Below are 16,551 nucleotides of genomic sequence, written 5' to 3' on the forward strand. Positions count from 1 at the left end.
ATACAAAATAAATGAGAGAAGGTAATTTATTATGAAAAAACTAGTTGCGGTAAAACCAAGAGTAGCGGCATTGCTGGATTATGAAGAAAGTTCCATAAAGCCAAATGAGGTGAAAATAGAAGTGCAGTTTGCCTCCCCTAAACATGGCACGGAAGTTATAGACTTCCGCGGGATGACTCCTTTTATGGATGAGAACTTCTCTGAAGAATGGCGCATGTTTATGCCACGGGAAGAAGGTACAACTAAAGGGATCGTATTTGGTGAATTCCAGCTTGGAAATATGGTTGTAGGTCAAATAATTGAAGTAGGAACCGAAGTAACGGGATACCAGGTGGGGGAGACTGTTTGTACATATGGACCAATCAGGGAGACTGTTATTGTAAATGCAGTTGATAACCACCGTTTACGTAAAATGCCAGAGGGTTCAAAATGGCAAAATGCAGTTTGCTATGATCCTGCACAATTTGCAATGAGCGGTGTACGCGATGCTAATGTTCGCGCAGGTGATTACGTAGTGGTGGTTGGGCTTGGCGCAATTGGACAGCTGGCAATCCAGTTGGCTAAAAAAGCAGGTGCGAGTATCGTTGTCGGCATCGATCCACTGAACCAGCGCCGAGATATTGCGCTTCGTAACGGGGCGGATGCTTGTTTTGATCCAACTGTTTGTGATGTAGGTTTTGAAGTGAAAAAGCTGACAAACAGAATAGGGGCAGATTCAATCATTGAAACAAGTGGCAATGCTGCAGCTCTTCAGGCGGCACTAAAGGGTATTGCATATGGCGGGACTATCTCATATGTAGCCTTTGGGAAGGCTTTCCCAGAAGGGTTGAATTTTGGCCGTGAAGCTCATTTCAATAATGCTAAGATTGTGTTCTCCCGCGCAGCAAGCGAACCTAATCCAGATTATCCACGTTGGAATAGAAAGCGGATAGAGGAGACCTGTTGGGAGTTGTTAATGAACGGGTATCTGAATTGTGAAGATATCATCGAACCAATCGTTACGTTTGAAAAGAGTGCAGAAGCGTACATGGAATATGTAGATCAGCATCCTGAACTAAGTATTAAAATGGGAATCGAGTATAAAAAATAATAATGAGTTTGTCCAGGTTGTAGCGGTTTCCTTACAATTTGAAAAAATGAAAATAGCGGATTTCAGTGAATTTTCCATTTTAATACATGTGTATGGGGGAGTTATTAATGAAAATTGGTACACAGGACCAGGAGTTTTTCCCTAAGAATATCAAAGAAAAATTCCTTTTTTTAAAAGAGGCTGGCTTTGAAGGATTTGAAATTGATGGCAGAATGCTAGTTGAGCATCTAGACGAAATAAAAAATGCCATAGCGGAAACCGGAATTCCGGTTACGACTGCCTGCGGAGGCTATACAGGCTGGATTGGTGACTTTGTCGAGGAACGCAGACTAAATGGATTAGTTGAAATCAAAAAAATCCTGGAAGCGTTACAAGAAGTAGGTGGGAAAGGGATCGTGGTTCCAGCTGCGTGGGGCATGTTCACTTACCGTCTGCCCCCAATGGTTTCTCCCAGAAGCCAGGAGGGTGATAAAGAGTCCATAAGCAATTCCCTGCTTTACCTGGACACAATCGCAAAAGAGACTGGGACGACAATTTTCTTAGAACCATTGAATCGCTATCAGGATCATATGATCAACACATTAGCCGACGCAAGAAGTTATATAGAAGGAAATAATTTAAACAATGTAAAAATCATTGCAGACTTCTATCATATGAATATTGAAGAAGATGATATTTCAGGGGCATTACATGCAAATCGGGACTTGATTGGGCACATTCACTTGGCAGATAATCATCGTTTTCAGCCGGGTAGCGGCTCACTGGATTTCAAGACCCCTTTTAATCAACTAAAAGAAGATGGATATGATGGTTTTTTAACACTTGAATGCCGTGTAAGAGGAAATGATCCAAAAGCGGAATATTTAAAAGCATTGCGTCACCTCCAACAATCATTAGGCTTTAGAGGGGCTGAACAAGGATGAAGAAGAAAGTTGCGATAATTGGTGGAGGACAAACGGCAGAAAAAGTACATGTTCCCTACTACCATACACGTGAAGAAGTAGAAATTGTTGCAGTTGTTGGTCCGAATATTGAGCGGACAAAAAACTTTGCGAAACGTAACGGAATAGCTCGATCATATACAGATGCAGATGAAATGTTTCAGGCAGAACAGCCTGACATCGTTAGTGTCTGCACGCCAAATAGATATCATTATGAAAATGTGATAAAGGCTTTGGAATATGGCTGTCATGTAATGTGCGAGAAACCACCCGCAATATCCTCTATAGAAGCAAAGCATATGCAAGAAGTTGCTAAAGAAAACAACCTTATTCTTGCATATAATTTTCATCACCGTTTTGCTGATGATGTTAAAATTTTACGAAAAAATGTGACAGAAGGTGTGCTGGGGGATATTTATGTCGTAAAAGCAAAAGCCCTGCGCCGAAGCGGTGTACCAGGGTGGGGGAATTTTATAAATAAAGAAGCGCAAGGAGGGGGGCCTCTAATAGATTTAGGTGTCCACATGCTCGATGCCGCCCTCTATGTGTTAGGCTATCCAAAAGTGAAGAAGGTAACAGCTAAGATGTTTCAAAAAATTGGCACAAAAAAATCACATGGATCTTTTGGGGAATGGGATCCAAAAAAGTATGAAGTGGAAGATTCCCTTTTTGGTTTTATTGAGCTTGAAGGCGGTTGCTTGCTGCAACTCGAGACTTCATTTGCTTTAAATATTAAAGAAACATCAATCATGAATGTGGAATTTTTTGGAGATGAGGCGGGAGCAACACTTTTTCCTGCCAATATTTATACTGATCAAAAAGGTGAATTAGTGACGATTTTGGACAGAAAGACAGCTGATCCGGACAGGGTTCAGAAAGGAATGGCTGCCTTTGTTGATAAATGTTTGGGCAAAGAAGTCATGGTGGCTAATGGAAGAGAAGGTTACTTGATCGTGCAACTTATCGAAGCTCTCTATCAATCTGCTGAAAAAGGTGAAAGTGTAACCATATGAAAAAATTAGTGGAAAATGGATTTGACCTGCGTTATATAAATAAATTTGCTAGTTTAATGACAATAGGGAATGGATACTGTGGTCTGCGTGCCACCCATGAAGAAAACTATGTAGATCAAACACGAGGTATGTATGTAGCCGGTATTTATAATAAAGCTACGGCTAATGAACCGTCCGAATTAGTCAATTTGCCAGATATGATAGGAATGAATATTGAGGTTGATGGAGATATTTTTTCCCTGCTAACGGGAGAAGTCCTTTCATATAAACGCCAGCTAAACTTTGAAACCGGGGAATTAAACCGTGAAATATTATGGAAAAGTAATTCTGGTGCACGTTTCCGTTTTACATTTCAACGTTTTGTAGCAAAAAATGACCTTCATGTTCTAGGTACAAAATTAACGGTCATTTCTTTGGACAAAAACACACAAATAAAAATAGTAACTGGAATCAATGCGCAGCAAACTAACTTTGGAAAACAGCATCTTATTGAAGAAAAGGTTCGTGTAATTGAGGGGGACTTGATACAGGGCATCTATAAAACTACCGAATCAGGGCATACGATTGCACTTGCGGCGTGTTGTATGTGTTCAGTCGAGAGTGATATATCTTATTCAGCAAAAAATAGGCAGCTGCTATCCACCATTAAGCAGGACCTTCTGCCTGATAGCCCTTTTGTTCTAGAAAGAATCGGTGCCGTTTTTACGTCACTTGATGCAGATATTATGGGGAAAAGCCCAGAAGTAGCAAGTGTTGTGGCACTAAGAAAATACTCTTCATATGGATATGACGCTTTACTTGAAAAGTCAGCAGGGAAGTGGGCGCAATTTTGGAAGCAAAAGCGCATCAAAATATCGTCAACCAGGGATTTTGATCAGCTTGCTGTTGATTTTTCTTTATATCAAATAGAAGTTATGACACCTGCACATGATGAACGATTCAGTGTCGGAGCGAAAGGTTTGACGGGGGAAGGATATAAAGGTCATGTTTTTTGGGATACTGAAATGTTCATTTTACCCTTCCATCTGTTTACAGAACCGGAAAAAGCGAGAAAACTATTGCGATACCGCTATTTAAAACTAGAACAGGCAAAAGAGAAAGCTGCATCCAATGGCTTTGAAGGTGCTTTATTCCCTTGGGAAAGTGCTTTTACCGGAGAAGAAGAAACACCTGAATTTGCGGCCATTAATATTAAAACTGGAAAGCGACAGAAAGTGGCATCCGCTATAGCTGAACATCATATTGTGGCAGACATTGCTTATACAGTCGTGGAATATTACAAAAATACATTAGATGATGCTTTTATGAGAAAAGAAGGGCTTGAGCTGCTTAAAGAAACGAGCCGGTTTTGGATCAGCAGGGCTGTAGAAGAAAATGGACAGTTGGTTATCAAAGATGTCATCGGGCCGGATGAATACACAGAACACGTTGATAATAATGCATTTACAAACTATATGGCTTGGCACAATGTTGAGCTTGCACTATTTTTTATGGATAAGTATGGGGATTCAGATGGTTTGTTAATGGAACGAGGACAGGAATTTCTAAAGCGTTTATATTTACCTAAGGCTAATGATCATAAAATCATTCCCCAGGATGATACATTCCTCAGCAAGCCTGAAATCGACCTTTCCCGCTATAAAGAATCTCAGGGTAGTCAAGGGATTCTTATGGATTTTTCACGTCAAGAAGTAAATGAAATGCAAATTTTAAAACAAGCCGATGTCGTTATGCTGCTTTATTTATTTCCGGAGTTATTTCCAAGTGATGTAATCTCTGAAAATTTGCATTATTACGAGGAGCACACCATACACGATTCTTCACTGAGCAAAGCGATTCATGCCATAGTTGCAGCAAGAGCGGGTGAACTAGAAAAGTCATATGAATTTTTCCATGAAGCATCTTTAATCGACTTGGGCCCGAACCCACTATCTTCAGATGAAGGGCTTCATGCTGCATCCCTTGGTGCCATCTGGATGGCGACAATGTTCGGTTTTGCGAATATCTCGATCAAGGATCATCGCTTAAGCTTAAAACCTAACATGCCATCTGACTGGTCGGAACTTGCCTTTCCATTAATTTTCCGAGGGTCGCGCTTACATATCATCCTTACACATAAGCAAGCCGTAATAACGAAAGTCTCGGGTGATGATGTACTAATAGAACTAAACGGTGCTGAATATTTGCTATCGAACAAAGTTGAAGTAAGCTTCCAATAGCAGAAGAAATACTATCGCTCTTAAAAGCGTTCGTACTTGCAATGTAATCATCTGAATTAGGATTTTACTTGCTTGCTTTCACGATTATTCATAAGAAGAACTCATTAGGTAACATTCAGGAGGCAGACATGAAAATTGTAATTGCACCAGATTCATTTAAAGAGAGTTTACCATCAGACCAGGTCGCAAGAGCCATTCAATCCGGTTTCATGTCCATTTTCCCGAAAGCGGAGTATCATTTGCTTCCAATTGCAGACGGCGGTGAAGGTACTGTTCAAGCTTTGGTATCCGCTCACAAGGGAAGGGTCGAAAGCATTTCTGTTACCGGTCCACTAGGATTGCCGGTTGAAGCGAAAATAGCTTTCTCGAATGATGGAGAGACAGCATTTATCGAAATGGCGGAAGCATGCGGATTGCATCTTGTTCCTATAGAGCAACGAAATCCCTTACATACTACTTCTTTTGGTGTGGGAGAGCTGATGATTCACGCTATGAACCAAGGTGCTTCCGAACTGATCATTGGAGTTGGCGGGAGTTCAACTAATGATGGAGGAGTAGGGATGGCTTCCGCTCTTGGTTATGAATTTTTTGATGGTGAAAGAAAAGCAGTAAAGGGTACCGGCAAGGATCTGTTTAATATTGTTTCTATGTCTGAAAGGAACCGTGACCGGAGATTAGATCTTGTTAATATTACGATAGCAGCAGATGTGGAAAATCCCTTAACGGGCCTTGACGGTGCAACCTATATTTATGGTCCACAAAAAGGGCTTCCTGAAGATATGCTAGATGAAATGGATAAAGCCATGGGCAGGTTTCATCAAATGGCAGGCAACTATTTAGGAATGGATGTCTCTTCCTTACCCGGGAGTGGTGCAGGTGGAGGGATGGGCGCCGGTCTGTTGTTATTTACAGGAGCTAAACTAAAAAAGGGCATTGAACTTATGATGGAGCATCTAAAGGTAAAAGAAATTTGTCAAGATGCAGATATAGTGATTGTGGGAGAAGGGAAAATAGACCATCAGACAATATATGGAAAAGCGCCCTCGGGTGTAGCTAAATGCGCACCACCCAAAGCAAAAGTAATAGCGATTTGCGGAAGTGTGGGTGAGGGATCTGATGTTCTTTACGATCATGGGTTTGATGCCATATTCCCTACGATTCCTGCAATGCTGCCCATCGAAAACATTCTAGGCGGTGCATTTAAAAATATAGAGAGAACATCTCGAAATGTTGCAGCACTTCTTCGAAAAGAGAGGGACGGTTATAATGGAAGAAAAATTTATTGATGCAGTAGTATTTGACCTTGATGGTGTCATAACCGATTCAGCGCATTATCATTTCCTGGCTTGGCGAGAACTGGCTAGTGAAATAGGAATTAGTATTAACGAGGTCTTTAACGAGAGGCTAAAGGGGGTAAGCCGAATGGATTCCCTTGAGTTGATTTTGCAAGAAGGAAATCAGCAAAATGACTTCACTTTGAGCGAAAAAGAAAAAATGGCTGAAAAAAAGAACCTTCACTACTGTGAGTTTCTGAATGAATTGACGCCTCAAGATATACTGCCAGGGATTTTGGAGCTGATTACCAATATTAAATTAGAAGGAATTTCCATTGGGCTTGCTTCTGTTTCCAGAAATGCAAGCACCGTATTAAAGGCACTACAGTTAGAGGATACTTTTGATTACGTTGTAGATGCTGCAAAAGTAAAAAAATCGAAACCTGATCCGGAAATTTTCTTGACGGCATGTAAACAGCTTGATGCGAATCCAAAACGATCAATCGGAATTGAAGATGCTTCTGCAGGGATTGACTCCATCAAGGCAAGCGAAATGTTTGCTGTCGGTGTGGGAAATACTCTTAATAAAGCCGATTATCAGGTACATGCAACGAAAGAACTTCAATGGGAAATGATAAAGTCTGAATATAAAAAATGGAGAGAAAGATAGTTCTCCAAGATACTGCCCAATTAAGTGGGCAGTAATACTCCAGGCAGTGCTCTGTCCATAACAGAAAATGCTGATCACCGTGCAAATGAATCAATAAGAACTATTGATGACCAATGGGCTCAACGTGTAACTCCACACAAGGGATGGCCTACATAGCAATCATCAGATTTTTCATAATTGCTTCGCCACTTAAAGGGGAGTGGAAAGGACCCTGCACCATCAAATGGGCTGCTATTGCCAAATTTGTAGAATTCTATCCTTCAAAAAGGCTCAGGATGAACTTGTCATTCCAGTTCACCTATGGGAAAAGCCAGTTAAGAGGGTTGACCTTGGTCGTGGAAAGGTGAGCCAAAATCTTGAATATATGTGTAACCCGTCCTCCTTAGGTGGACGGGTTTTGTATGTGTACATACGATAGATAGGGATAAACCTAGATGGAGAAACAAGAAATATTTGAGGGGAATGCAATCAAAATGAAACCCGTCATTCGTATACAATCTACATCCGAAATCACCAAACCAGTATATTGAATACCCTATTTGTTCAAAAGGGTAAGTAAGGTTATTTCATCTTTGACTAAAAGAGAGGCATGATTTACAGAATTAACGTCTTTTATTTTAGGTTTCTCATTGACACGGGATTTAATCATTCCTATACAGTAAATACTATCTTTAATGGTTATGTTATTACGAAGATTATATAGTCAAATATTGAATAAAATTATATAAATATTTGTGCCAATGAATAAAATATATTATTATCAATTTAATAAGCTGGTTTAAAAACGGAGGGTTTATTATGAAGTTTCCACACGATTTTTTATTCGGAGCAGCTTCTGCTTCTTTTCAAATAGAAGGAGCATGGAATGAAGATGGTAAAGGTATAACGAATTGGGATGTTTTTTCAAAGATTCCGGGGAAAACATATGAAGGTACAAACGGAGATATAGCCATAGACCATTATCATCGTTACAAAGAAGATATTAAATTAATGGCAGAGATGGGACTTGAATCGTATCGGTTTTCCATTTCATGGGCACGTATTTTGCCCACAGGTGACGGAGAAGTAAATGAAAAAGGCTTGGAATTTTATAATAATGTAATAAATGAATGCTTAAAATATGGGATAGTTCCTTTTGTTACGCTGTATCATTGGGATTTGCCTTTGACGCTTGAACAAGATGGTGGATGGACGAATAAGCGAACAGCTGAAGCATTCGTCAAGTATGCAGAAATTTGTTTTAAGGCATTCGGAGACCGCATCAAACATTGGATCACGTTTAATGAAACGGTAATGTTTTGCGGATTGGGCTATTTAAAAGGTGCGCATCCGCCTGGTATCCAAAATGATGAGAATAAATATTTTCAAGCGACACATTACGTGTTTTATGCACATGCGAAAGCAGTAGAAGTATACAAGGCACTGAATCATTACGGTGAAATTGGGATTACCCATGTTTTCTTACCAGCTTACAGCATAGATGATAAGCATGAGAATGCATTAGCTGCCCGACATGCCAATGAATATGAAACTTTTTGGTATTATGACCCAATATTAAAAGGTGAATATCCAGCTTATGTGGTTGAGCAATTAAAGGAGAAAGGCTGGACGCCAAGTTGGACCGAAGAAGAACTGGATACGTTAAAAAGAAATGCGGAAAAGAATGATTTTATTGGACTTAATTATTACCAGCCCATTCGAGTGGAAAAAAATCGGGAAGCCGTTTCATCCATGGAGCATTCAAGAGAAACATCTACTCTAGCTCCAGGGAACCCATCTTTTGATGGCTTTTATCGGACCGTGAAAATGGAAGATAAAACATATACAAAATGGGGGTGGGAAATCTCTCCTCAAGGATTTTTAGATGGGCTTCATATGTTAAAAGGGCGTTATGGTGATATTAAAATGTATGTTACGGAAAACGGACTTGGTGATGAGGATCCGATTATTGATGGTGAAATAGTGGATGTTCCTCGTATTAAATATATTGAGGAACATTTAAAAGTTATTAAGCGTGCAATCAAAGAAGGCATTCACTTAAAAGGGTATTACGCTTGGTCTGTCATCGATCTATTAAGCTGGTTAAACGGGTATAAAAAGCAATACGGATTTATTTACGTGGACCATCATGATCAATTAAACCGAAAAAAGAAGCTGTCGTTTCATTGGTATAAGCATATTATCGAGACGAGAGGAGAAGAGCTGTAAATAGAAAGAAAACCTCTTGATATTAATCAAGAGGTTTTTGTATATATAGACCAGTAAATGATTGAACGAATAATAGGGAAATTATATCGACCATAAAAGATAAGTTTGGAAAAAACGATTCTGTAGTATCGGGAATTATGATCAATATTTGTTTCAAGGCGACACCTTGAGATGAGTGGGGAATTAGTCGAAAGTTCAAACTTCCCGGTTTGTAGTCTATATCTCCGGGATCAAACTAACTAGACTGGAAGTATGGTCCCAGATTGTAATGTGCATGTAAAAAAATTCAAAAAATTGTAAACAAATGTTTACATTGCTAACAATGTACAGTTTTACGTTTTACTGTATAATGTTGAAGCGTGGCCAAGAACCATGTCAAATAACTTAACAAAGGAGATTACATATGACGATTATTTATTATTTTTGAAAGGTCCCCCGTATGTTTGTAGTGAACCAATCAGTCCCGTTGAAAGAATAGTATCCTCTACAATAGTTAATATTGATATCGATTGAGTAACTCCCTCTAAAATGAAAGAATATCTTTTTCCTGATAATGGTAAATTCCAATTTTAAAAAACGACTAAGGATGTGAGTTTGAAAAGGATGATAAAAGATTCCAGATTCCAAGGATATAACATGAAGGGTTTTCAAAAGGACGTAACGGCAGGATTGGTTGTAGGTGTTGTGGCCATTCCTTTAGGATTGGCTTTTGCAATTGCTTCAGGCGTCGAACCGATATACGGATTATATACGACCATCATCGCGGGAATCCTCATATCGATTTTGGGTGGCTCCAAGTATCAAATTGGAGGACCGACCGGAGCATTTGTACCTTTATTATTTGGTATCGTTATGCAATATGGATATGAAAGTCTGCTAATTGCCGGGTTTTTAGCGGGGATGATATTAGTCTTGATGGGCCTTCTTAAGTTAGGGAATTTGATGAAGTTCATTCCCCGTCCTGTCATCATTGGATTTACTACAGGAATTGCGATAATAATCTTTTCTGGGCAGATTGCCAGCTTCTTTGGTATGAATGTGGAAAAACATGAATTTTTTATAGATAACATGAAAGAACTGGTGATTAATGCAGGCACGATCAATATATATAGTGTGATTGTTGCGATCATATGTTTCATCGTCATCCTGCTGGCACCTAGACTTCTGCCGCGAGTGCCAGCTCCACTTCTGGGGCTGCTAATATCCACAATGTCTGCCTACTTTTTATTTCCCGATAAGGTGGCTACGATTGGTTCCACTTATGGAGCGATTCCGAGAGGTTTTCCGGAATTCCAAGTGCCGGAGCTTTCAGTGGAGATCATTATCACACTCCTTCCAGTTGCTTTTACGATTGCTTTGTTGGGCGGTGTCGAGTCATTGTTATCCGCTACCGTGGCCGATAACATGGGGGGGACCAAGCATGATAGTAATAAGGAATTGGTTGCCCAAGGGATCGCGAATATCGCGACTCCATTCTTCGGTGGGATACCGGCAACAGGTGCTATTGCCAGGACAGCTACCAATATAAAAAGCGGGGCAGCCTCTCCGATGTCAGGAGTCATTCACGGAATTGTCGTTTTATTAGTCTTGCTTGTCCTTTCTCCATTTGCAGCGCATATACCTTTGGCTAGCATGGCACCCATATTGATGTTTGTTGCCTGGAATATGAGTGAAAGAAAGGAATTCGCCCATGTATTGAGAACGAAGACTGCGGATTCTGCCGTTTTGCTAGTCACCTTTCTCGTCACTGTCTTCACTGATTTAATCATGGGAGTGGGGATTGGCTTATCGATTGCATTCATCACCTTCATTGCAAAAATGAGCCAAACGTTAAAGGTTAGGGAAAGAAGTCATGAAATTACTGAGGTTGTTCCTATTGATAATTCGGATTCAAAGATCAATGTGTATAACTTGGAAGGTCCTCTCTTCTTTGGTTCGATTGATGTCCTGGAATCATCGATATTAGCGAACTTGGATAATAAGACGAAGGTGTTGGTATTAAGCATGCGCCGGGTAACCTATATGGACACTTCAGCAGAGGCTGCACTATTGGCGATTGTTAATCGTATCGGAAAATATAAGGGGAAATTAATCATTTCTGGAATCCAGCAGCAACCAAAGGAATTGCTACTCAGCACCGGATTGTATCATAAAATAGAAAAACAGCACTTTTTTAAATCGAGGGAAGATGCTCTGTATTTTGCCAAGAAGCAGCTGAAGGGTAATTCGGATAAAGTAGTCTAATGGATTCATCCTCGAAGTCACCTTTTTGGATTGTTATGTTATAGTATCGTTAACAGTAGATTTTAAAAGAAGGTGACTGTCTGGATGAATATATATCGGATTGGCCAGCTTGCTGAACTTGCGAATGTTTCGAGGAGAACCATTGACTATTACACACAATTAGGAATGCTGAACTATGAAAAAACTGGGTCAAGATATCGATATTACACAGAAGATGCCCTAAATCGTCTTCAAATGATTAATCGGTATAAAGAACAGAATATGCCGTTGACTGAAATCAAGGAACGGTTACAAGTTTTGTCTGAAACCACTGTTGATTCGGAGCAAGTGCTCTTGTTGGTGGACAAGATATCTACAGACCTTAAAGGACTGGAGAATGAATTGCTTGAATTAAAGCCCTTACTGGAAAAGCTTGATGAACAGCAGTTAACATATGCTGCAAAACAGCTTTCCGTTCGGAGCAGCTCTTTATTGAGCATCATTGCCATGCTCGCCTAAGATTTTTGCCGAGTTCAACAAAAAAAGACCTGATTGGGTCTTTTTTTTGTTGAACTCGGCAAACGATGCTTACTTAAGGATTGCATAAGATAGTGGTACTTGACTAAATGGAGATTTTAATCTTTTTTCGATATAGATGAAGGATATAAGTGAACGGAAAAAGAAGAACTTAAGTATCTACGACTATATGAAGAGGTGAGAGTGAATGATTGGATCAATAGTTACGACAGGTAAAGGACATCTTCAAGGCACTATGGAAAACGGTATATGCGTTTGGCGTGGAGTCAGGTATGCGAAACCGCCGATAGATGCTCTGCGTTTCCGCTCGCCTGAGCCCGTTGATAAATGGAGCGGTGTCATGGATGCAGTGGATTTTGGTCCCATACACCAACAGCCGATGGATCGGGCTGTAAGAACAGGAATGGCAGGAAATGAAAAAATGGATGAGGATTGCTTGTTCCTGAACATCTGGTCACCTAGAGCTGATGATAAAAAACGCCCGGTCATGGTGTGGATTCATGGTGGAGCATATATAACGGGAGCCGGATCCCTTGACATGTACAATGGACACTTATTGGCTAAGAATGGAGACGTAGTCGTAGTAAGCATCAACTATAGGCTGGGTGCACTGGGATATTTGGATTTTACCGATTTGGCAGTTGAGGGGGAAATATTTGAAACCAATTTAGGTTTACGTGATCAAGTGGCGTCTCTGAAGTGGATTAAAGAGAATATAGAAGCTTTTGGCGGCGACCCTGAAAATGTTACGATATTTGGTGAATCAGCTGGAGGGAATGCCGTAACGACTTTACTTACCGTTCCTTCAGCGAGAGGTCTATTTAAACAAGCTATTGCAGAAAGTCCCGCTCCGACATCTGTTTACGGAAAAGGATTTGCGCGCCATTTCAGTGAAAGGTTCCTTGAGATCTTGGGCATTGAAAAGAATGAAATCCATCGGTTAAAAACACTTCCAGTTCAAGAGATTGTCGCGGCATCCTACCAACTCTTACAGGAAAACTCGCAAGACAAGCCGGGTTCCCTATCATTTGGACCTGTCGTGGATGGTGACTTCCTGCCTGATTATCCACTAGATTCGATTCGATCAGGAAAAGTAAAGGGAATATCCTTGCTTATAGGAACAAATAGGGACGAAGCTACATTATTCGACCAGATGGATTCCCCGTTAATCCCGATAAATGAAGAGATGATACATAAAATGTTTGAAAATACTGATCCAGAGGCGAAAGAGCGAATTACGAATGCTTATTTGAACTACCCAAAAAAGGAAGCTGTGCTAGGCATTGGCCGGGATGCGACTTTCCATATTCCTTCGGTTTGGTATGCGGAGGCATACAGTCGCATCGAAAAAACATGGATGTACCGTTTTGATTATAAAACGGCGGCAATGCGCATAAGTAAATTAGGGGCGACCCATGGTATGGAAATTCCTTTTGCCTTCCAGACTTTCGACTCGGCATTGGGCAAACGGATTACTTCATATGGTTCCAGGCCAGCTGCACTAAAGGTTTCCCAAAGGATACAGGGCCATTGGGTCAACTTTGCGAAACATGGAAACCCCAATCCCCCGGAAGGCGAAATCTGGCCGAAATATGATGAAACCAATCACTACACAATGATTTTTGATAAAAAGGATTATATTGAAAAAGATCCTAACAGAATGATAAGGTTGGCATGGGAAGGGGTAGGGATTTACAAGTGAAATATAGTGGACTCGGAAGAAAGCGAGGGGAATTTTATGTCAATGAAAGAGGATGCGAAAACTTTGGATCAGGTAGATCCATTAGTTCCTTACCGAGAGGAGTTCTACTTGAATCCCGGGATGATTTATATGGATGGAAACTCATTGGGACTTTTATCGAAGCGGGCTGAGAAAAGTTTAATGAATTCATTGGAAGATTGGAAAAGGTATGGAATTGATGGGTGGACGAAGGGTGCAGAGCCTTGGTTTTACTATTCTGAGAGATTGGGTGAATTGAGTGCCCAATTGGTTGGGGCAGCAGTGGATGAAGTGATAATGGGAGGGTCAACTACAGCTAATCTGCATCAGCTTGCGGCGACCTTTTTTGAACCGATAGCTGGCAGGAATAAGATTTTGGCGGATGACCTAACCTTTCCCAGTGATATCTATGCACTTCAAAGCCAGCTCCAATTGCATGGGCTGGACCCTTCGTCACATTTAGTCCAGGTGAAAAGCCGAGATGGTAAATTCCTTGAAGAAGATGACATCATTGCAGAGATGAAAGAGGAAATAGGGTTGATTGTACTTCCGACGGTCTTATATCGAAGCGGACAGATCCTTGATATGGAGAGGTTAACAAAAGAAGCGCATGCGCGTGGAATCATGATAGGATTCGATGCCTGTCATTCCGTGGGTGCCATTCCGCATTGGTTTGACAAGTGGGAAGTGGATTTCGCTTTTTGGTGTAATTATAAGCATTTGAATGGCGGGCCAGGTTGTGTAGCGGGGTTATATGTGAACCGTAAGCATTTTGACAGGAAGCCCGGGTTGGCGGGATGGTTTGGCTCGCGGAAGGATAAGCAGTTCGATATGGAACATTCCTTCACTCAGGCAAATTCAGCAGGTGCCTTTCAGATTGGAACTCCCCATATTTTAAGCATGGCTCCTCTTTTAGGCTCGCTAGAAATGTTTGCGGAAGCGGGAATCGAACAAGTCCGGAATAAATCTTTGAGGCTGACTCAATATCTTATGGATTTAATCGAATCGGAATTGGCGGGATTTGGATTTGAAATTGGCAGCCCAAGGGATGAATCAAAAAGGGGCGGTCATATCATCATTGAACATCAAGAAGCTGCAAGAATATGTAAAGCATTGAAACATGAGGCTATCATACCCGATTATCGTGAACCGAATATGATTCGTTTAGCACCTGTTGCTCTTTATACCACTTTTCAGGAAGTTTATGAAACGGTACAGGTCCTCAAAAAGATCATGGACGGCAGGTTATATGAAAACTATGAAAATAAAAGGGGAATCATTGCCTAGAATGGGAGCACCAAATGGAGAAAAATAAGCTGCATCGTGAATTATCATCGAATCAAATTACAATGATTGCCATGGGTTGTGCAATCGGCACAGGATTATTTTTGGGCAGTGGCCTTGCGATTTCAACGGCAGGTCCAAGTGTACTGATCAGCTATGCAATAGGTGCATTCATTGTCCTTCTCCTGATGGGATGTTTGGCGGAAATGACTGTAGCCCATCCAACATCAGGATCCTTTGGAACCATTGCTGAAAAATATATAAGTCCATTTGCGGGTTTTGTTGTGAGGTATTCATATTGGATAGCGAATGTCCTTGCCATTGGTGTCGAAGTGAGTGCAATCTCGGTATATATGAAATATTGGTTCCCGGATGTACCTGGAAGCGTTTGGATCTTCCTTTTTGCTGCCTTGCTAATCTATGTAAATGCGACAAGTGTCAATACATTCGGGAATTTTGAGTATATATTTTCAATGATCAAAATTAGCGCCATTGTCATTTTCATTCTTTTGGGTGCCTATGTGGTGATTGGCGCCGAACCTTCAAGCGGGATCGGTGCAGAGAACTATGCCAATGATGGAGGTTTTATGCCTTTCGGGTTTTGGGGGCTTTGGGTCGCTATATTTATTTCTCTCTTCAGCTTTTTAGGAACTGAGTTGATTGCGGTGACGGCGGGAGAAGCAAAAGACCCTGATATTGCCGTCCCTAAAGCGTTGAAGGCAACTGTCTTCAGACTTGCCACTTTTTATGTACTGACAATCGGAATCATGTTAATGATCGTTCCCTGGCAATCCGCTGGTATTGAGAAAAGCCCATTTGTTAGGGTAATGGAAATCCTGAATATCCCTGGAGCATCGGGGATAATGAATTTCATTATTTTAACAGCTGCTTTATCTGCAATGAATAGCCAATTATATGCCTCCACCAGAATGATATTTTCATTATCCGAGCAAAAGCAGGCTCCATCCCTGTTTCAAAAAGTGAGCCGGAAAGGAGTCCCGATAAGAGCCCTTCTCATATCCACTTTGGGCATATTTCTTGCTGCAGGAGTAAAGGTCCTGCTTCCGGATACCTCATATGCATTCATGATGGGGATATCGATGTTCGGAGCCATTTTAACCTGGTTCATGGTGTTCATCTCCCATTTATATTTCAGAAAGGGGTGGGAGAGATCAGGGGGGCGTAAATTACCGGTCAAAATGTATGGCTTTCCGTATTTAACGATTCTTGGTGCATTACTCTTGTTTGCTTTAACGGTATCTACTTGGTTCACTGGCCCGTTTAAAATCGTTCTCCAGTTCGGTGTTCCTTGGCTGGTCTTCCTTTGCATCGTTTATTTTTTAATGTCGAAAATCAAAAGAACGTAAAGGGA

12 protein-coding genes are annotated in these 16,551 nt (G+C 40.9%); all 12 read left to right on the plus strand.

The features are described 5' to 3' along the window. Positions 1-31: 31 nt before the first annotated feature. The 12 genes from ACDZ29_RS17330 to ACDZ29_RS17385 all read left to right on the plus strand — a co-directional run bounded on the left by ACDZ29_RS17330 (position 32) and on the right by ACDZ29_RS17385 (position 16,546). Positions 32-1,090, plus strand: coding sequence for a zinc-binding alcohol dehydrogenase (locus ACDZ29_RS17330; RefSeq protein ID WP_375088250.1), 1,059 nt, complete (start codon positions 32-34; stop codon positions 1,088-1,090). A gap of 107 nt (positions 1,091-1,197) precedes the next feature. Continuing rightward, entirely contained in the window at positions 1,198-2,013 is an 816-nt protein-coding gene (locus ACDZ29_RS17335; protein ID WP_375088251.1) for a sugar phosphate isomerase/epimerase family protein, read from the plus strand. Then, on the plus strand, positions 2,010-3,044 hold the full coding sequence (locus tag ACDZ29_RS17340) for a Gfo/Idh/MocA family protein (protein WP_375088252.1): 1,035 nt from the start codon (positions 2,010-2,012) through the stop codon (positions 3,042-3,044). The genes ACDZ29_RS17335 and ACDZ29_RS17340 overlap by 4 nt, the downstream gene beginning before the upstream one ends. Then, positions 3,041-5,263, plus strand: coding sequence for a glycoside hydrolase family 65 protein (locus tag ACDZ29_RS17345; protein WP_375088253.1), 2,223 nt, complete (start codon positions 3,041-3,043; stop codon positions 5,261-5,263). The genes ACDZ29_RS17340 and ACDZ29_RS17345 overlap by 4 nt, the downstream gene beginning before the upstream one ends. 128 nt (positions 5,264-5,391) lie before the next feature. Continuing rightward, complete coding sequence (locus ACDZ29_RS17350) at positions 5,392-6,549, plus strand: glycerate kinase (protein ID WP_375088254.1); 1,158 nt, start codon at positions 5,392-5,394, stop codon at positions 6,547-6,549. Continuing rightward, entirely contained in the window at positions 6,530-7,207 is a 678-nt protein-coding gene (pgmB, locus tag ACDZ29_RS17355) for a beta-phosphoglucomutase (protein ID WP_289324173.1), read from the plus strand. The genes ACDZ29_RS17350 and pgmB overlap by 20 nt, the downstream gene beginning before the upstream one ends. 798 nt (positions 7,208-8,005) lie before the next feature. Further along, positions 8,006-9,415 carry a glycoside hydrolase family 1 protein gene (locus tag ACDZ29_RS17360; RefSeq protein WP_375088255.1) on the plus strand — a complete coding sequence of 470 codons (1,410 nt, stop codon included), beginning with the start codon at positions 8,006-8,008 and terminating at the stop codon, positions 9,413-9,415. A gap of 603 nt (positions 9,416-10,018) precedes the next feature. Next, positions 10,019-11,659 carry a SulP family inorganic anion transporter gene (locus ACDZ29_RS17365; protein WP_375091161.1) on the plus strand — a complete coding sequence of 547 codons (1,641 nt, stop codon included), beginning with the start codon at positions 10,019-10,021 and terminating at the stop codon, positions 11,657-11,659. A gap of 84 nt (positions 11,660-11,743) precedes the next feature. Next, positions 11,744-12,157: a MerR family transcriptional regulator gene (locus tag ACDZ29_RS17370; protein ID WP_289317410.1), complete on the plus strand. Its 414-nt coding sequence runs from the start codon at positions 11,744-11,746 to the stop codon at positions 12,155-12,157. 205 nt (positions 12,158-12,362) lie between these two features. Next, positions 12,363-13,877, plus strand: coding sequence for a carboxylesterase/lipase family protein (locus ACDZ29_RS17375; RefSeq protein WP_375088256.1), 1,515 nt, complete (start codon positions 12,363-12,365; stop codon positions 13,875-13,877). Between the two features lie 36 nt (positions 13,878-13,913). Further along, positions 13,914-15,182: a kynureninase gene (gene kynU, locus ACDZ29_RS17380; protein ID WP_370014272.1), complete on the plus strand. Its 1,269-nt coding sequence runs from the start codon at positions 13,914-13,916 to the stop codon at positions 15,180-15,182. A gap of 14 nt (positions 15,183-15,196) precedes the next feature. Further along, positions 15,197-16,546: an amino acid permease gene (locus tag ACDZ29_RS17385; RefSeq protein WP_289317407.1), complete on the plus strand. Its 1,350-nt coding sequence runs from the start codon at positions 15,197-15,199 to the stop codon at positions 16,544-16,546. The last annotated feature ends 5 nt before the right edge of the window (positions 16,547-16,551 follow it).

Source organism: Peribacillus sp. RS7 (genome assembly GCF_041956845.1).
In the GTDB taxonomy this organism is placed as follows: Bacteria; Bacillota; Bacilli; order Bacillales; family DSM-1321; genus Peribacillus.